This is a genomic window from Sphingobium sp. TomMM15 (assembly GCF_055397045.1).
The window spans coordinates 1,824,415-1,841,929 of record NZ_AP027314.1 but is presented as its reverse complement, the minus strand read 5'-3'; the positions used below and the strand labels follow the sequence as shown (position 1 = coordinate 1,841,929).

13 protein-coding genes and 2 pseudogenes are annotated in these 17,515 nt (G+C 56.9%); 12 read left to right on the top strand and 3 right to left on the bottom strand.

Annotation, left to right across the window (positions count from 1 at the left end):
* The first annotated feature begins 243 nt into the window (after positions 1 to 243).
* From ACZ51H_RS09115 to ACZ51H_RS09065, 11 genes and pseudogenes are all read left to right on the top strand, one after another.
* The gene (locus tag ACZ51H_RS09115; RefSeq protein ID WP_464801637.1) at positions 244 to 915 is read left to right on the top strand and encodes a TadE/TadG family type IV pilus assembly protein; all 672 of its coding nucleotides are present in this window, start codon (positions 244 to 246) and stop codon (positions 913 to 915) included.
* The gene (locus ACZ51H_RS09110) at positions 888 to 1,583 is read left to right on the top strand and encodes a TadE/TadG family type IV pilus assembly protein (protein ID WP_464801636.1); all 696 of its coding nucleotides are present in this window, start codon (positions 888 to 890) and stop codon (positions 1,581 to 1,583) included. The genes ACZ51H_RS09115 and ACZ51H_RS09110 overlap by 28 nt, the downstream gene beginning before the upstream one ends.
* 95 nt (positions 1,584 to 1,678) lie before the next feature.
* Positions 1,679 to 3,463, top strand: a complete 1,785-nt coding sequence (locus ACZ51H_RS09105; RefSeq protein WP_464801635.1) for a pilus assembly protein TadG-related protein — start codon at positions 1,679 to 1,681, stop codon at positions 3,461 to 3,463.
* A gap of 163 nt (positions 3,464 to 3,626) precedes the next feature.
* Positions 3,627 to 4,775: an HlyD family secretion protein gene (locus tag ACZ51H_RS09100; RefSeq protein ID WP_464801634.1), complete on the top strand. Its 1,149-nt coding sequence runs from the start codon at positions 3,627 to 3,629 to the stop codon at positions 4,773 to 4,775.
* 6 nt (positions 4,776 to 4,781) lie between these two features.
* Positions 4,782 to 6,899, top strand: a complete 2,118-nt coding sequence (locus ACZ51H_RS09095) for a glycosyltransferase (RefSeq protein WP_464801633.1) — start codon at positions 4,782 to 4,784, stop codon at positions 6,897 to 6,899.
* 134 nt (positions 6,900 to 7,033) lie between these two features.
* Positions 7,034 to 7,201: pseudogene (locus ACZ51H_RS09090) on the top strand (transposase); the annotation flags it as partial.
* A gap of 235 nt (positions 7,202 to 7,436) precedes the next feature.
* Positions 7,437 to 7,976 (top strand): VOC family protein, encoded by a 540-nt coding sequence (locus ACZ51H_RS09085; protein WP_464801632.1) that lies wholly within the window; start codon positions 7,437 to 7,439, stop codon positions 7,974 to 7,976.
* A 52-nt stretch (positions 7,977 to 8,028) separates the two neighbouring features.
* Positions 8,029 to 8,820, top strand: coding sequence for a glucose 1-dehydrogenase (locus ACZ51H_RS09080; protein ID WP_464801631.1), 792 nt, complete (start codon positions 8,029 to 8,031; stop codon positions 8,818 to 8,820).
* A gap of 68 nt (positions 8,821 to 8,888) precedes the next feature.
* A complete protein-coding gene (locus tag ACZ51H_RS09075) occupies positions 8,889 to 10,289 on the top strand; it encodes an aromatic ring-hydroxylating oxygenase subunit alpha (protein ID WP_460986736.1) in 1,401 nt (466 codons plus the stop codon).
* A gap of 294 nt (positions 10,290 to 10,583) precedes the next feature.
* On the top strand, positions 10,584 to 13,043 hold the full coding sequence (locus ACZ51H_RS09070) for a TonB-dependent receptor (RefSeq protein ID WP_464801630.1): 2,460 nt from the start codon (positions 10,584 to 10,586) through the stop codon (positions 13,041 to 13,043).
* Between the two features lie 390 nt (positions 13,044 to 13,433).
* The gene (locus tag ACZ51H_RS09065; protein ID WP_464801629.1) at positions 13,434 to 13,943 is read left to right on the top strand and encodes a MarR family winged helix-turn-helix transcriptional regulator; all 510 of its coding nucleotides are present in this window, start codon (positions 13,434 to 13,436) and stop codon (positions 13,941 to 13,943) included.
* A gap of 111 nt (positions 13,944 to 14,054) precedes the next feature.
* Here the strand turns inward: ACZ51H_RS09065 and ACZ51H_RS09060 are convergent, their stop codons facing one another.
* From ACZ51H_RS09060 to ACZ51H_RS09050, 3 genes and pseudogenes are all read right to left on the bottom strand, one after another.
* Positions 14,055 to 14,237 carry a transposase gene (locus ACZ51H_RS09060; protein WP_464793702.1) on the bottom strand — a complete coding sequence of 61 codons (183 nt, stop codon included), beginning with the start codon at positions 14,235 to 14,237 and terminating at the stop codon, positions 14,055 to 14,057.
* 141 nt (positions 14,238 to 14,378) lie between these two features.
* The gene (locus tag ACZ51H_RS09055; RefSeq protein WP_449474089.1) at positions 14,379 to 14,960 is read right to left on the bottom strand and encodes a VOC family protein; all 582 of its coding nucleotides are present in this window, start codon (positions 14,958 to 14,960) and stop codon (positions 14,379 to 14,381) included.
* A gap of 707 nt (positions 14,961 to 15,667) precedes the next feature.
* Positions 15,668 to 16,381 (bottom strand): annotated as a pseudogene (locus ACZ51H_RS09050) (IS6 family transposase).
* A 259-nt stretch (positions 16,382 to 16,640) separates the two neighbouring features.
* On the opposite strand from ACZ51H_RS09050, the gene ACZ51H_RS09045 reads away from it, so the two are divergent.
* Positions 16,641 to 17,501, top strand: a complete 861-nt coding sequence (locus ACZ51H_RS09045; RefSeq protein ID WP_464801628.1) for a MurR/RpiR family transcriptional regulator — start codon at positions 16,641 to 16,643, stop codon at positions 17,499 to 17,501.
* Positions 17,502 to 17,515: the final 14 nt, after the last annotated feature.

Here is a 17,515-nt window from a genome sequence, read left to right as displayed (position 1 = left end):
GCATCAGCACTTGCACATGGGTGGCACGAAAGAATCGTCCCTCCGTGAAGGCGGGCCATGCAGGGCTGCTGCCCGCCCACACAATGCTCGTGATGCGAAGCGTTACAAAAGCAATATCCGGAACTGGCGTCGATGACCGCCCAGAGTGCGGATCTCGATCACGCCCATCCGTCTAGGCCGTTTACGAAATCTGAACGCCGATCGGTGATATAGCCTTTGATATAGCTTTAAGGATGCCCTCGCGTGGCGATTTTACGCAGTATCTATTACCCACTGAAAGCGGTTCGCCGCTTCGGTACGAACCTGTCGAAAGACAGGAAGGGTACGGCTGCCCTGGAATTCGCCATCGTCGCACCGGCTTTGCTCGCGCTGCTATTCGCGATCCTATACACGATGATGATATATTTGGCGCAACAGATGCTGGAGACTGCGGCTCAAAGCGCAGGACGCCTGCTGTTGACTGGCTCAGCCCAAACGACCCAGATGGCCAATGGCCACATGGGCATGACGTCCGATGACTTCAAAGACGCCATCTGCAATGGTTACTCCGGCACCAATTCGAGCGGGCAGGCCGTCAGCGTTCCATCGCTCCTGCCCGCGATGCTCACCTGCGCTCGGCTCACGGTCAACGTTACTACCGCAAGCGGCTATAATGTGGGCAGCACGTCTGCGCCCACATTCACCTATGACAGCAATGGCGTGCTGACCTCGACGGGGACGGGCTACATCTACCAGTCGGGCGGTAGCGGCAAAAACCGCATCGTCGTTCTTCAGCTGGTGTATTTGTGGCCGACAGGAAAAGGGCCGCTAGGCTTGAACCTGATAAATCAGCCCAATGGCAATCGCCAGCTTGTGGCGACGTCGGTGTTCACGACGGAAGATTATTCATGCAACGCATCGCAAAGCTCATGCTGAAGCGCTTCAAGCAGGATGCGCGCGGCGCAGTCATCGTGGAATTCGCGATCTGTCTGCCGGTGCTCGTGCTCATGTACACGGGCGGCGTGTGCCTGTCGGACATGATCGCCTGCAACCGCAAGGTGACGATAGCGACCCGTTCGCTGGTCGATCTTACCAGCCGAACCATGTCCCCCACGGTCATCTACAACGCGCCGCAGAGCGCCAATGCGAAATCCTATCTCAGCGCCAGTGCGGTTGTCCTGTCGCCTTACAAGCTCAACAATGCGACCGAGCAGGTCTCGCTACTGCGTATCTGCGACGCCACGCATGCCTATGTCGTATGGACACAGGCACAGACGCAGAATGTCGATGGCAGCGTCGTCACGCCCACAACTTCGGAACATACTGCGGGTACGCTTCCAACTATTGAGACGCAGTCGGCTAATGCCGTCATCTCGATCCCGGCCGATATGATCAATTCCACTATGGTGCCGACGTCGCCGGACGGATCGAATGTTTGTCAAAATCTTGTTCCCGGCATCGCCAACAAGACCCAGGTCGGTACTGCCGGCGGCTGGCTGTACATGGGCAAGATCACTTACAATTTCACGCCATCGGTCAGTTATATACCTATCCGGACCACGGCGCTCACCCACACCATCTACATGACTCCTCGTCTTTACTAGGTGCTTGACCGATGACAAAACTCTCTTGTCTCCGTTCTTCGGCAGCGATGGCCAGCCTCGCTGCTCGTCTAAAGGCCGATCAGCAAGGCGGGGCCATGATGATCATGGCATTTTCGCTCATTCCGTTGACCTTCGTCACCGGGTTTGGCATCGATTATTCTCGCGCCATGAGCCTCCAGACGCACCTGAACGCCGCCGCCGACGCAGCGGCGCTTGCGGCTGTCGGACCATCGATGATCCTTCAGTCGAACAGCGAGGCGACTGCTGCCGCGCGTACTATGTTCAGTGCACAGGCAAGTCTCCTGAGCGGTTACCAGAACCTTCAGGTGACCCCCACGATTACGGACGGGACCTCCGGCGGCAGCGGCGCACTGGGCTATCTTCGCAAGGCTACCGTCAGCTACACGGCCAAGTCGGTCAATGTATTCGGTGGCATTTTGGGGGCAGGCACCCTGACGGTGAGCGGAACGTCCTCGGCAAGCGCTGCGCAACCGCCCAATGTCGATTTTTACCTTGCGATGGACAATTCGCCATCAATGCTCCTGCCTGCGACTTCGGATGGAGTGAGCAAGATAATCGCGGCCACCAAGACGAGCGAAAATGCGAACGGCTGCGCCTTTGCATGCCATGCGATGCTTCCGAAAACCGACAATATTTACGTCAAGGATCAGCAAAGCCGTCATATATTACTATCGGCAGGATATTATACGTCTGGTTCCACGACCCAGAATGTCTTCTACAGGTGGGATTCATCTGCCGACCTGGTCTATGACAGCGCAGGCAATCTCATGACGTCATCCTCGACGCCGACGGTGACGGGGCCTACGCGGACGACATCCGGATCGGGGAACAAAAAGCGGAACATCGACACCACTGTCAGCACTTATAACGTCACCACTTATACGGTTACCTCCAGTTCTAGCGGCGCGTCTACCGTCTACAAAAAAGTGACGCCGACCACGACTACGATAGAGGTTTCGACGCCGACCAACGGGGGTGCTTCGACCACTACCACGAGTACAACTACGGGCACGCCAGCGAACTTCATCTACGACACCGGATATTGGGCTGACGGTTATTGGCTCACACATAATTACGGGCGGATCTATGGCAGTCCCGCCAGCATTACGCTGCGCAAGGATGACATGGTTTTGGCCGCATCGCAGTTGATCCCTTTCGCGGCCAACCAGGCATCGCAATATCAGGTTACCTATCGGGCGCAGATGTTTTCATTCGACTGGACGCGATCCGGCAATACTACACCCGTCAGGACGCTCAATAGTTTGAACAATGTCGCGTCCTACGGCAGCGGATTTTCGGCAACATCCCTGTTTCCGGCGGATGATTATTGGTGGAAGAACTCTATGCCGACGAGTGGGAGCAATATAGACGATAAAGCCACCGAAGTAACGAACATGCTCACTACGATGAAAAACCTCATTCCCAATGCGGGAACGGGTGCGCCCGGAGCGACGCCACAAAAGATATTGTTCATCATTACGGACGGCATGTTGGATCAGCCAAATGGCGGCGGCCGATATTTCGGACCAATGCGGAGCAGCGACCTGACCGAATGCACGGCTATCAAGGCCAAGGGTATCAAGATCGCGATCCTCTATACGCAATATCTGCCGGAATCTCTTTCCGGCGACAGCTGGTCGCAGACGAATATCGCTCCGTTTTTGCCGCCTCCTCCTTCGCCCTATCCGGCAGGAAAGGCCGGGAGCTCCGATCAGGTTCTGACCGCGCTGCAAAGTTGCGCGTCATCCGGCGTCAATGGTTCTCCGTTGGTGCAGACCGTGACAGCCGATGACAGTATCACCACGGCCCTGCTGCAACTATTCTCCACAGCCCTCCAGACGGCTCGACTGGTTCAATAGCGATCGCAAATCGACGGTGCCGAGTAGAAACGGCACAAGAGGGCACTCGCGAGACGTCATTAACGCGCTGCTAACCATCCGATGTTACGCTTCGGAGGATTGTTAAAAAGGCAGCGGGTCAGCGGCGAAAATGATTGATATTCAAAATCTTTTGCGCGCGCGAATGACGCGTATCATATTGGCGACCGCCCTGATCGGTGGCGGGGCCATGGGTTTCGCGCCCTATGTGTTGAACGACGTTTCCACCCAGGCGGCGATCAATGCTCCGCTGATCAGGCTGACGGCCGCCGCCGATGGAACAGTCGCCGATCTCCCGGCGAACGGCCACTATTTCGACAAAGCCACCGGAATACATTTGTTGGACCTGTCGCAGGATACGGGCGAGGTCGCCGAATTGAAGGCTCAAGCCGAGATGGCGCAGACGGAAATGGCGCTCAGCGAACGGCAACTGGCCGAACTGAATGGCCAAAGTCAGCGATTGGAGCAGCGCGCGACGCTTTTTTCCGGCGCGATGGCAACGCGCCTTACCGCTGATCGCGACTCCGCGCAGGCGGATCTCGCGGGATGCCAGGCCGAACGCGCAGAGCAAGCCGCTAATCTTGCCCGCACGCGCGTTCTGGCGGCGCGGGGCTTCATATCGCCCGCCGGGGTGCAGAAGGCGGAAGCCGCCGCATCGCTCAAGAGCAGCAATTGCAGCAGCGCTGCCGCCAGGCTGCGGGCCATTCAGGTTACGCGTAGCGCGGCGGAAGCCGGGGTGTTTATCGGCGACAGCTATAATGACGCGCCCTATGCGGTGCAGCAGGGCGATCGTCTGCTCTTGCAGAAGCAGGCGGTCGAAAAGACGTTGAGCGACGCGACTGCTCGTTACCGTCAGGCCAGTCTGAGATTGAAGGACGCGTTGGCCCGGGCGAGTTATCGTGCTCCGGCGGGAACTTTGGTATGGGCGGCGGCCGCCAGTCCCGGCGCCGCCATTCGCGCAGGTGAGCCGGTGCTCGACCTGATCGATTGCCGTCGGCGCTTCGTCCAGGTCGCCCTTCCAGAGCGGAAGGCTGAAGTGATTGGTCCCGGCACGCCCGCAGACGTTCGTATGATCGGTTCCGATCAGTGGCTGAAGGGGCAGGTCGTGAACATCACCGGCGCGGCGGGGCGGCGCAGGGAGGAATTGCTGGCCGCATCCACCTATTCCTTGCCGGAAGATCGAGAGATTCTGATCGACGTCGCATTGCCGGCGCCCGAACCCCGTGGGGTCGATGCCGCGCGCAAATGCGATGTTGGGCGTTTGGCCGAGGTCCGGTTCAGCCGCAGGCTCTGACGGCACATGTCCAGCATCGCCACCACCGCGCCCTTCGCGCCGCTGGCCTTGCTGGTGGGTTTCTTGCTGCTTTTCGGCAAGATATGGCCTTGGCGTGCGGGGCTGGTCGCGACGATTGGGTGCACCATTGTCTATTATCTGCAGTGGCGGATCTCACAGACGATTCCCTGGGGCGAGGGGGCGGGCAAGCTATGGTGGCCGCTGACCTGTCTGCTGGTGGAAAGTGCCGCGCTGTTCGATGGCGCAATCTTGCTGGCGATCCTCTCCCGGCCGCGCGACCGGTCGGCGGAGGCTGATGCGGGGGAGGCACGGCTGCGCGCTGCATGGGAAGAAGACCCGCTGAATTTACCCCCGGTGGATGTTTTCATAGCCACCTATAATGAACCGCGCGAAGTGCTGGAAAAAACCATCCTCGGCTGTCTTGCCCTCGACTGGCCGGACGCGCGCATATGGGTTCTGGACGATGGCCGACGGCCCTGGGTGCGCGATCTGTGCATGGCAAAGGGGGCTGGCTATATTAACCGGCCGGACAACAAAGGTGCGAAGGCTGGCAATATCAATCACGGGCTGACGGTCACGGACGCGCCGTTCGTGGCGGTGTTTGATGCGGACTTCGTGCCACGCCGAGACTTTCTGCTGCGGACCATGGGCTTTTTCGAGTCTGAGCGGATCGGCATCGTCCAGGTTCCGCACAGCTTCTACAATCATGATCCCATGCAGACCAATCTGGGCCTGCAACAGGCCATGCCGGACGATCAGCGATTTTTCTTCGAAGCGATCATGCCGGGACGAGACGGTTGGGACGCCGCCTTTTGCTGCGGATCGAACTCCGTGACGCGCAGGACCTTGTTTGAATCGATCGGCGGAGGGCTGCCGGAAGGATCGATCACCGAAGACATGTTGCTGACGCTGGCGAGTTTGCGGCAGGGTTATGTCACCCGCTATCTGAATGAGCCTCTGGCCTTTGGCCTCGCTCCGGAAAGCACGGCTGCCTTTTTTGTTCAGCGTCAACGCTGGGCGCAGGGTGCGATCCAGATCCTGTACCTGAAGGAAGGTCCTTTGGGGCCAGGATTGAAACTGCGCTATCGCCTGCTGTTCCTGCCCAGCGCATGGATCACGCAGGGCCTCCAATCCATGTTCACCGTGCTGACGCCCATTTGCTTCATGCTGTTCAATCTGGCTCCGATGGTCGGCATCGATCTGGAGGCGGTCATTCACTATGTCCTGCCGCTGATCGTCGCCATGCTGAGCGGCATCACGCTCCTGGCGCCGGGGCGCTATTACCCGCTTGCCGCGCAAATTTTGTCGCTGTTCCAGTCCTTCCGCATTCTGCCGGTTGCCCTGCAAACATTGTTTCGTCCAAAAGGCCTTGTCTTCAAGGTCACGCCCAAAGGGTCCGACGCGGGCGGAAATCCATGGGAGAGGACGATATTATTCGTAGCGCTCGGCCTCCTCGCGCTCAGTTTCGCTGGCCTGATGATCAATGTTACGCCGGAATATCGGGTCGTGTCGCAGGTCGGCTTGCTGCCCATGGTGACCTTCTGGACGATCGTGAATATGTTCATCCTGCTGCTGGTCGCCATGATGTGTCTGGAAAAGCCGCGTGTCCGGGGTGAGGAGCGCTTCGCGCTGCGACAGGCCGTGACGATCCTGAGCGCGCAGGGGCAGATGATCCGGTCAGATAAGGGCGACATTTCCATCTCCGGTCTTGGGCTGGAGCTTGGTGAACCGGCGGACCTGAGTGTCGGCGAGCGCGTCGAGGTCGTATTGCCGGACGTCGGCCTGTTGCGCGGATTTGTCCGCCGTTCGGGCAGGCGCCTCGGCATTGAATTCGACTTTCATTCAGAGGAAATCCGTGACCGGCTGATCGTCGCGCTGTTCACGAACGAAATCCAGATCAATGCCGTTCGCCCCTCTGCGGCCGCCGCTGCTCTGGCTGTCGCCAAACGCCTCTGGCTGGCGGATCTTCGGACCACTGAAGTGGATTCCCGTATCGCCAACAGCGATCTGGCACCCGAGAAATTAAGCGCAACGACGCGTGTCGTCCCATCTGCGGTCCAAGCCCCTAAAAAAGCGCCTGAGCGCGATATGTCCGGCAACGACAGGGTAACTCGGGCAGCCTGATAGATCCACGCGAGAACGGGTTGTCCAACAGGATCACATTCGGCGGTACAACCTACGCTAAGCCTGACTCCCGCGCCGAACGTCGCCCGCGAAGAGCGGTGCATTTCTAACAACACCATTTTAACCGCTTATGGCGGATTTCCGCCGCCGTCGATGCGATCGGCTTGCCGCTGCGCATTCATCCAACGCCAGGACAATATGGCGATTGCCCACAGGCCCAAGCCCTCCTGTCCGGCTTGCAGGGCGTCGGCCATGTCATTGCAGACGCCGCCTACGATGCCGATCCGCTACGCACCTTCATTTTAACGGCCACAGATTGATCAGCACCACAGGGCGATCAGTCAGGTTAATATTATGTCGCCTAAATATATTGACGGGCGAGCCGTTGTCGAGTTAGGATGCATGCTAACAATAAGGAGGGGATCTAGATGCGGCTTGATGGAAAAGTGGCCATCGTGCTTGGCGCCGCCACCTGTCGCAATATCGGCCAGGTGATCGCCCCCTCCCTGCCTGATCGTGCTTGCAGGAGTATCCCTAATGTTCACTAAGATGTTCATGCGCTATCCGATCCGGCAGGTCGCATTTTATGTGCCCGATGTGCGCGAAGCTGCCCGTCAGCATGCGGAGGCTTTCGGTTCAGGCCCTTACTTCGTCATGGAGCATATTCCCATGAGTTTGGCGCGTTACCGCGGCAAGCCTGGCGTTTTCGATCATTCCTCCGCCTACGGACAATGGGGTGATGTCATGATCGAAATGGTTCAAGTCCATAGTTCCGAACCCTCGGTCTTTTCAGACCTGTTTCCGAATGGTGGGACCGGTTTCCATCACATCGCGCTGATCATCGACGACTTGCCCGCGGCCATGAAGGAATTCGAAGCTGCGGGATTTCCGGAGGGCTTTTACGGCGAAGTCCAACCGGGGTCCGGATTTGCGATGATGGATGCGACCAAACAATTCGGCCACTTCGTCGAATTGTACGAACCGTCGATACCGCTCCTGTCGGTTTATCACCAGGTCAAGAGCGCGTCCGTGAATTTCGACGGCGCCGATCCGGTCCGCGATTTTTCCCTCATGTAAAAGCGATCGAAAACAAGTTCCCGACCGAAAAAAATACGAGGATTCTGAGTATATGGCCGATTTGACCTATAATTTCGCGGGCAAAACAGCGTTGGTCACAGGAGCAGCCGGTGGTATCGGTCGGGCGACGGCAATCGCTTACGCTTCTTCTGGTGCGAATGTGGTTGTCACTGATATCCAAGCGGAAGGTGGTGAGGAAACGACACACGCCATCACGGCGGCTGGTGGCACGGCCATTTTCGTCCGCTCCAATGTGACGTCATCCGAAGACGTCGATTCACTGATCGACACTTGCATTGCCACCTACGGACGTCTCGATTTCGCCTGCAATAACGCGGCAGTGGAACTGGAGGATACTGCGCTTGCCGATGTGCAGGATGAGCAGGCCCGCCGCGTTGTCGATATCAACTTCATGGGCGTATTTTTGTGCATGAAACGCCAGATCGCCAAAATGCTCGATCAGGGTGGCGGCTCGATCGTGAATGTCGCCTCAATGAATGCACTCAGGTCGCGGCCGGACAGTGCTGTTTACGATGGCACGAAAGCCGCTGTTCTTGCCATGACGCGAAGCGCGGCTTTGGCTTACACGTCGCGCAAGATCCGCATCAACGCGGTATGCCCTGGCGTGACTGACACACCGATGTTGGCGTGTAAAATGGATCTTGTGGGGGCGAAGCGGTCCATGATCGAACAGGTCGCCAATCTGGAAAAACGTCTCGGACGCCCCGACGAGTTGGCTGCTGCCATTCTTTGGTTGAGTTCGGACGCAGCTTCATTGGTCACCGGTCACGCGCTTCCTGTTGAAGGCGGCTATTTGCTGACGGGTGCGATCCCAGCGGGGTGATGTGGCCCGCGAGAGCTACGCTGGATAGCCAGCTTGGATTGACCCAGCCCAAGATGGGAGATTGAACCATGACTCATTTCGATACCAACGGCGCACCCGATTACCGGGACAGCCCTGCTCCGACATATCAGCAAGTGATTGCGCGCGACCCCATTGAGGCACCCGCGAGTTTACGCCAAATCCATCCCACGCATATCGAAATGCCGCGCGTCCCTCGCGAGCGTTATACCAGCCAGACTTTCTTTGACTTGGAAAAGGAACGGATGTGGTCGCGGACGTGGCAAGTCGCCTGCCGTGTCGAAGAGGTAAGGGAAGTTGGCGATTGCGTATTGTATGACTCGCCCGGTGCGTCGCTGATCATCATGCGCAGTGCTCCGGACGTGATCAAAGCTTTCTATAATGGATGTTTGCATCGCGGCATGAAATTATGCGCGTCGGACACGAGCGTAAACAAGATACGCTGTCCCTATCATGGCATGACTTGGAACCTCGACGGCTCCCTTCAGAATTTACCTGCGCGCTGGGATTTCGATCCGGTCGAAGATTCCGAACTCGCTTTACCAGAAGCGCGCGTTGGCCTCTGGGGAGGTTTCGTATTCGTCAACCGCGATCCCGCATCACCATCGCTGGAAACATATTTGGGTCCGCTGATCGCGGAATTTGCCGACTGGTCGCGGGACGACGTCTATCTGGACACCCGCGTAACCAAGGTCATGGAGGCGAACTGGAAGTGTTGCATGGAAGGGTTTATCGAAGCATTCCATGTCGCGGAACTTCACTCGCAAGCTCTTCCTTTTGGGGGCGACGCCAGCACGCAATATGACGTCTGGGCCGACAATGGTCATGTTAGTCGTTTTTGTGCTCCCACCGGAATTCCCAGCGACCAATACCCACAGCCGATTACCGAAGCCGAGATATGGAAAGCAACGTTCGGCGCCGTCACTGGCAATACTGATAACGCTCCGCCACTGCCGGAGGGCAAAACTGCGCGGGGCTATCTGGCAGATATGAACCGTACTGAACTGGGCAAGGTCTACGGACAGGACTTCAGCCATCTGACGGACGCAGAAGCATGTGATCCCATTCAATATTCGCTGTTCCCCAACTTTCTCCTATTCAAGGGATTGCCTTATCCATTCGCCTATCGGTTCGTTCCGATCGACAATAGTCCAGATCGTACACGCTTCGATTTCATGATCTTCCGGCCAAAACCGCAAGACGGATCCGATTTTCCAGAGGTCAATCAAATCGACCTTGGCCCTGACGATACTTATGCGGCCAGCGGCGCTTTTCAGCCGTGGCACGGGCTAATCTATGATCAGGACTGCCAAAATCTGGCGCTGCAACAGCAAGGCCTGAAGGCAGGTGGGGTGAAGGACGTCATGTTAAGCCGTTATCAGGAAGTCCGCATTCGTTTCCTTCATAAAACTTTGATGGAATATCTGGACCGGGACTCTTGCCTTAAATAGCTGGAGCCTCAGCGCGATACGCAACCAATAGATTGTGGAAGCGCGACACCAACACACATTGACTAAAACCCGTGCGCCCGATGCCGCGCCTGGTGAGACGGCGCAATGGCAGGTGGACGAGTTCATGCGAGGCGAAGCAACAATGGTAAACGATGTCGTCGGCGGTTGTTGACGATGAGAACGAACAGACATCTTGCGCCATATTGAGTTGGTCACATAGCTCATCTCAAATGTGAATGACCCCAAGGAAATATCCGGGTCCGTATTGATGTAATAGATGTTATTGAAATGGGGATGATGATGTTTAAGACGTCTAAATTTTTAGTCTATTCAACTCGCAAGTCGCGCTTGGTTCGGCTTCTTTCCTGTGCTGCCATCAGTGGTACGACTATGATTTCTATGGCTCAAGCCCAGGAAAATCAGCTTCAGGACATCGTCGTCACTGCGCAGAAGCGGGCTCAGAATGTTCAGGATACGCCGCTCTCTGTGACTGCGGTGTCAGGTGATCAACTCACGTCCGTTGGCATCACCACCGTCCAGGAACTTAATCGCGTCGACCCCGCGTTGCAAATTGGCCAGGCGGCGGGCACCGCCACCACCTTCATTCGCGGAATTGGCAACCCTGTCGCTACCGCCGGTAACGAAGCAAGCGTGCCGGTCTATATCGACGACGTCTACTTTATCCGCGCTGCAGTGCCCTTCTTCGACCTTGCCAGTGTGGAACGCGTCGAGGTTCTCAAAGGGCCTCAGGGAACGCTGTTTGGCCGCAACGCATCAGGCGGCGTGATCTCTATCTACACGAAGGATCCGAGTCAAAACGCTGAGCTTGAAGCGCGTCTGGGTTATGCCAATTATCAGACCATAGACGCCAAATTTTATTTGAACATGCCGATCACGGAAAATTTAGCAGCGAATATTTCCGCCAGTTATCACAATCAGGACAAAGGTTGGGGTAAAAATAGAACGCTTTTAGATCCTTTCAATACGTCGCTTGGATATTTACCGAGCAATGATGATTATTGGAAGGGCCGTAGCTTCAGTACACGCGGAAAGATCTTGTGGGATCCTGTCGATGGTCTTTCGGTCAAGTTGATTGGTTATTATCAGAATAGCTGGAACCAGATAGGAATATACGCACGTCCTTTCCCTGGGACGGTGGGCGGGTCGCCTGACCCGGTGCATGCTGGCTTTGGCAATTCGGGCAACTTCCCGGTGCCATCGCAGGAGTTGCCGTCGCTCGGCTTCTATGACGTCGCTTTGGGCAGCACACAGAAGATGTATGACAAGTCGGAAGGCTATGGCTTCTCCGGCCGTATCGATTATGAACTAGGATTCGCCGATATCGTCAGTATCACTGCCTATCGTAAAAATATCGAGCTGTACGCCTCTGCAGGAAATTACTCACCTTACGACTGGGCACGTTACGATCTCAATATTGTAGACAATCAGTTCTCCCAAGAGTTTCAACTGAAGTCCAAGGCAGGTTCGCCCGTCAGCTGGATCGCCGGCCTTTATTATCTGAACGCCGATGGCGGTTTCGACCCGACCATGATCTATGGGCCGGGTATACATGCGCTGCTGGTCGACTCAATCAACATCCGGGGTGAGCAGAACGTTAAATCCTATGCTGCCTTCGGCCAGCTGACCTATCCCATCACCGATAACACCAATGTGACGGGCGGCCTGCGTTACACGACCGACAGGGTTGCTGGCCGCGGGACTACCACGACATTGTTCATTCCGGAGCTGCCGTTCCTGCTTCAGAATGTCCCTGCGGTCGCGGGTGCATTCGGTGCGCCGGTCGGAACCGTCTTCGACACAACGACAGCCAATGCCGTTGTGGCCGGCGCCCAGACGCCCGTTGACAATGTGCCGGGGGGTGGTGTTGCGCGCAAGACGTTCAAGAAGTGGACGTGGAAGGCCTCGATCGATCATAAGTTCTCCGACGACATAATGGTTTATGCCAATTACAGCCGTGGCTACAAAGCAGGGACGTTCAACACGCTGCCGCTAGACCAGGCGGAGCCGCTATCGCCTGAAGTGGTTGATGCCTATGAAATCGGGTTCAAGACGGAACTGGCTGACCGTCGTATTCGCCTGAACGGTGCCCTGTTCTGGAACGACATTAACAATCCGCAGGTGCAGGCACAGAGCAATGGTTTGGTTTTCCTTAAAAATGCCGGTTCTGCGCGGACCAGGGGCGCCGAGTTGGACCTGACCGCCGTCGCGGCCGAAGGCCTGACGCTTCGATTGGCTGGGACGTATTTGATAGCAAAGTTCCGTGACTTCCCGGATGCCCCTTCCTACTGCCCTAATCCTCAGGTGGATGCAGTCACATGTCAGGCGCTCACTCCTAACATGCCGCTTGCTCCGGGTAATTTAAACAGCATTGTGGTGGATGCTTCTGACAATTATATGCCCTACGCATCAAAATGGAAATTTAGTGGCGGCTTCAGCTACGATCACAACTTCGCCGACGACAGCAAGATTACTCTGGACGTGAATGTTAACTGGTCGGATAAATTTAACTGGGATGCCGACAACGTCATCAAGGAACCCTCGCACCTCCTTTTGGACGGCTCTGTTTCCTTCACGCCAGCCGCTGCGGAGCATCTGACCTTTCGCTTCTGGATGAAGAACATCACGGGTGAAAAGTTCAACATCAACTATTATGCTCAAGACTCCGGCTCGGCCTTTTCGAGCGCTCCAGGCACTCCGCGCACCTATGGTGGTGAACTGATATTCAAGTTCTGAACTTCAGATATATGATGACGGCGGCGGTCGACAGTGTCGGTCGTCCATATCTTGAAATATCCTGCAAGCGAACGGAACAAGCCGGTCGAATCATGGCACTGTTTCGACTTACCGTTACCCCCGGATGCGAGTCCGACGCGGCCCCTTCTCATCCATAGGGAGTCGGTCGCTCGACGACCTTAGCGGCGCACGGGGAAGATGATCTACGTATGGATGTGGATGACACCAAAGACTGGGGAAAACAGGCCTCAAGCTTTGTGCCTCACGGCTTTAGACAGGAGAGCCGCAAGCGGGCGCCGTAAGCGCCTGGCGACCCCTCGTTGTGTTGTTGCGGAATGACAAATGCTGTTTTTATGTGGCTTTATGACGACTCTCCCATAAGGACAGCGGATGAAGCAATCACCCAGACATCGCGCGCGGCCCCCGGTTCGGACAGGATTCGACGAGAAGTGGGTTGCGCCCTCGGAATTCGACGCCAAGCTCACTACACCTTATCTCATCACGATGGTGGCGCGCCTCCAGTCTCATCTTTATGCCGTCAGGACCGCCGAAGCCGATGTGAGTCAGGCTGCGGCCTTTCTTCTCCTTGAACTGTATCAAGAAGAGCCTCTTTCGCATTCCGAACTGACCAAGCGGCTCTCGATAGCGCATGCGACAGTATCACAGACACTCAAGCGGTTGGAGCAGCGAGGTCTCGTTGAGCGAAGCATTTTTGAGGTTGACGCGCGGCAGGTGCGCGTGAGGCTTACTGGTAAAGGCCGCGAAGTGTGCGCGCCGCTACGTGCGGAAGGCGATGTCCTCAATGACGAAATCCGGTCAGTTTTGGGTGCTGAGAGGGAAGAGGCATTGCGAAAGAGTTTAGCGGACCTTGCCGAACACTTCCGTTTTGGCCAGCGGTAGGCCGGGTCCGACCCGTCTTTCGCTCAACGTGCTTTGCTTACCCCATCATCGCATTCGCGGGCTCAACAAAGTCCTAGCGAAACACTCCCATCACTTAGGCCGCATCGACATTCAGCGTAGCCAGATCATGGCAGCGGCGAGATGTACGAAGTCGGCAAAGTGAGCGGTGCGCCGATCGTAGCGGGTAGCGAAGCGTCTGAAATGCTTGAGGCGACCAAAGCATCGCTCGATCCGGTTGCGGTGCTTGGCTATGACGCCATTACGAAGGTATTGGCGGAGATGAGCATGTCCCATGATGTCAACATCGTTGAATCGATCAGGCTACGCCAAATCTTCGGCACCGATCCCAATGGCGTCCGTGTGGAGCTGAACTTCACCGGCGACTGATCTGTCGGATGGCTGACTCGCTTGTCAGTGCCACCCGCCCAATAATCCTCAGCCCGCCGTCGGGTTGAAGATCTTTGCCTTGCCATCCCAGTTGGCGCCAGCCTGCTGAATCATGTCGAAAAGGCTCTGGACCTCGGGCTTCAACACGCCGATCTCCAGGATATTGTTTTCCTCAGCATCCATCGCGAAATAGGCGATCTGGGACCCGTCTGCGAACTCAGCTCCTTGCAGTCGCGTGCCGCCGTGTTCAGCGACCCAGGCTTCCGCATCTTCCATGCTGTCGGAGAAAGCGCATAGATGATGGACGCCTTTACGGCCCGCATCCAGAAACTCTTGGAAGATCGACGGGCCTCGCGGTTCGATAAGTTCGACCATCAGGTCCCCGGAAAATGCGATCGCCGCGCCGTACTGTGCGAAATGTTCTTTACCGCGATAATCGCCTCGAACCATCTCGAAAGCGGGAAAGATGAAAAAGGGGCCCACGCCCATCACCTCGGTCCACCAATCGATCGCCTTGTTTAAGTTGGGCACCATATAGGCGATTTGGTTGAGCCGCCCCCAAGGCTTGAGCACCATAATAGTATTGACCTTCCATCTATCTTGATAAGTCAGGTAATCATATGCAAGCATTCTATCAGGTAGCTCGGGATGAACCAACTTATAAAATATGGCAGATAAGCATGCGTAGGACGAAAATCCCCGGGCCGCCCGGCCGGACTGTTCTGGTGCATCTGGCCACAGATTTAGCTTGGTGGTGGCGAGCTGTGGCAGACCAAATGGGAAGACAATGACAGCGACATCCGCCGTAATGAATCGCTGCCGCCCACGGCCTATCGGCGGCTGAAAATGCCAGCTAGAAGGAGTGTCTCAGGCCCGAATTGCAACGGCGGCGGGCGCTTGTTCCGCGGCGGTGCAGGCATCGGCAGAGGTGCGCGCCCGGCATCGCGCTGTTCGCTGGCTATGGGACGGCCTTCCGCGCGTCCTTTGGCTTGTCGTGTGCAGGAGCCAAAGCCGGAATCTCCTTTAATATCGAGGCCGGAATCAATCTCGCCATACCGAAGAGAGGTCTTTCGGGCACGATCGCAGCATTTCGGCACACGCACGAAACGTCATCTTTGCCGTCCTCGCCGATTTGGGCGTCCATATCCAGAGCGCGCATGCGGGGTGGAGGCCGATCTGCTGTGGTAACCGAGATCTGCCTTCTCGCTCCTCGCCAATTATGCTTATACCGACACGGCCGACGATGGCGCGGCGCAGGACGACAGGATCGCACGGTGCTGTCAGACAAAGGCGAACTGCTCTCCACACGATGCACTTGGGATCGGGAGGGTAGGAGATCAGTTCATGAGAGACTGCCACTCAGCCAGCGCAGCTGAGCGTCTCTCCTTATAGGTCTGTCGATCGACGAGGTGGCGTTCCAGTGCGAAGTGGTTGTGGACGTTGGCGTGTACGGATGCGAATTTCTGTAACGACCTGATTTGTCTGAAGCGCAGCATCGCTCGCTCTCGTCGTCGAAAGGGAAGGTGGCTGTTCTCGACGCGGTTGTTCGCCCAGCGCCCGATGTCCTGCTTCGCCCGGTTGCCAAGCTCATCCATTGCCGCGCCGTAGGTGCGGAGGCCATCGGTGGTGATCGTTTCGGGAGGTCCATGGCGCTTTAGCGCCTTCTTCATGAAGGTCAGCGCAGCCATTTTGTCACGGGTTTTGGTGACATAGCTTTCCAGGATCTCGCCTTCCTGATCGACGGCGCGTCATAGATAAACCATCTCCCCATTCACCTTGACGTACATTTCGTCGAGGTGCCAGCGGCAGTGGCGAAATCCCCGCATGCGGCTGATCCGCTGCCGGCGAATGTCGCCTGCGAACAGCGGGCCGAACCTGTTCCACCAGTAGCGCACCGTCTCGTGGCTGATGTCGATACCGCGCTCGAAGAGCAGATCTTCCACGTTCCTGAGACTCAGCGGGAACCGCACGTACATCATCACCGCCAGCCGGATCACCTCGGGCGACGAGCTGAAGTAGCGGAACGGATTATCAGGCTCGGAGCGGCTCATGCCACGAGTGTAGCACTTGATTCAGTCGCCCGCCATTTTGCTCTGACAGCACCGGCTGGCGGGCTTGCGGAGGCGGGGCATGGAACCTGCCTACCAACGCCATCCTAACGACCGGTGTATTTGATCGGACAGCGCCCTCATGAGCGCTGGAATTGTTTTTTTATGCTGAGGAATGTAGTTTCCAAGCCAGGTGCAAGGGGCTGGCTTGTTTTGTCCAAGTTCCAGCCAATCCGATGATGTTAGCAAAAGGAGAGGTGCAATGCCGGACAATATAGTACAGCCGCGCGATCTGGAGGAATTTCTGGAGGCGATCCGCGCCCGCTACGAGGAACTGAGCGATCGCCTACAACGCATCGCGCGCCATATTCTTGATGAGCCCAATGACATTGCATTCGAAACCCTGGCGGTAGTTGCGGAGCGCAGTAATGTGCAGCCGTCCGCCATCGTCCGCTTTGCCCAGGCTTTCGGTTTTTCCGGCGCCAGCCCGATGCAGCGATTGGTACGTGACGGTTTGCTGCGTGAAGACCGCTCGGTTGGCTATGCCGAGCGCATCCGCCAGCATCGATATGGTGCTTCCGGAGAACCGGAAGGCCCCCGAGAGCTGCTGTCGGAGTTCGTTCAGGGCAACGTCCTGGCGCTGGAAAATCTAAATCACGCCCTTGGTTCACGTGAGTTGTCCGAAGCAATCGAGATGCTCCATGAGGCGGATACGGTGTTCATCGCCGGGTTTCGCCGTTCTTTTCCGGTGGCGACCTACCTTGCCTATATGTTGGGCCAGGCAGGCAAGCGAACCGTTCTTGTGGATGGCCTAGCCGGCTTGCAGATTCAACAGGTCGGCGGCCTTCGCGCTGGTGATCTGATGCTCGCCATCAGCTTTCTGCCCTATAGCCACGAAACCCTGAGCCTGGTCGAGGCGGCGAAAGGCCAATGCCCCGTGATCGCGATCACCGACAGCGTCATCGGCCCTATCGCTAAAGAGGCGGACCTGATTCTTCAGGTACGCGAATCGGAGGTGCGTGGGTTCCGATCCCTGGCAGCGTCCATGTGTCTTGTTCAATCACTGGCGATCGGGACCGCTGCGCGCCGGGATGAGGTGGCGTCTGCCGCGGAGCAGTCTTGAAAGGTTCTGCACCT

Coding starts and splice junctions, on each gene's coding strand:
- ACZ51H_RS09075 (WP_460986736.1), top strand. CDS start 8,889: ATGACTCATTTCGATACCAACGGCGCACCCGATTACCGGGACAGCCCT.
- ACZ51H_RS09095 (WP_464801633.1), top strand. CDS start 4,782: ATGTCCAGCATCGCCACCACCGCGCCCTTCGCGCCGCTGGCCTTGCTG.
- ACZ51H_RS09100 (WP_464801634.1), top strand. CDS start 3,627: ATGACGCGTATCATATTGGCGACCGCCCTGATCGGTGGCGGGGCCATG.
- ACZ51H_RS09070 (WP_464801630.1), top strand. CDS start 10,584: ATGATGATGTTTAAGACGTCTAAATTTTTAGTCTATTCAACTCGCAAG.
- ACZ51H_RS09065 (WP_464801629.1), top strand. CDS start 13,434: ATGAAGCAATCACCCAGACATCGCGCGCGGCCCCCGGTTCGGACAGGA.
- ACZ51H_RS09055 (WP_449474089.1), bottom strand. CDS start 14,960: ATGCTTGCATATGATTACCTGACTTATCAAGATAGATGGAAGGTCAAT.
- ACZ51H_RS09110 (WP_464801636.1), top strand. CDS start 888: ATGCAACGCATCGCAAAGCTCATGCTGAAGCGCTTCAAGCAGGATGCG.
- ACZ51H_RS09080 (WP_464801631.1), top strand. CDS start 8,029: ATGGCCGATTTGACCTATAATTTCGCGGGCAAAACAGCGTTGGTCACA.
- ACZ51H_RS09105 (WP_464801635.1), top strand. CDS start 1,679: ATGATGATCATGGCATTTTCGCTCATTCCGTTGACCTTCGTCACCGGG.
- ACZ51H_RS09045 (WP_464801628.1), top strand. CDS start 16,641: ATGCCGGACAATATAGTACAGCCGCGCGATCTGGAGGAATTTCTGGAG.
- ACZ51H_RS09060 (WP_464793702.1), bottom strand. CDS start 14,237: ATGGGACATGCTCATCTCCGCCAATACCTTCGTAATGGCGTCATAGCC.
- ACZ51H_RS09085 (WP_464801632.1), top strand. CDS start 7,437: ATGTTCACTAAGATGTTCATGCGCTATCCGATCCGGCAGGTCGCATTT.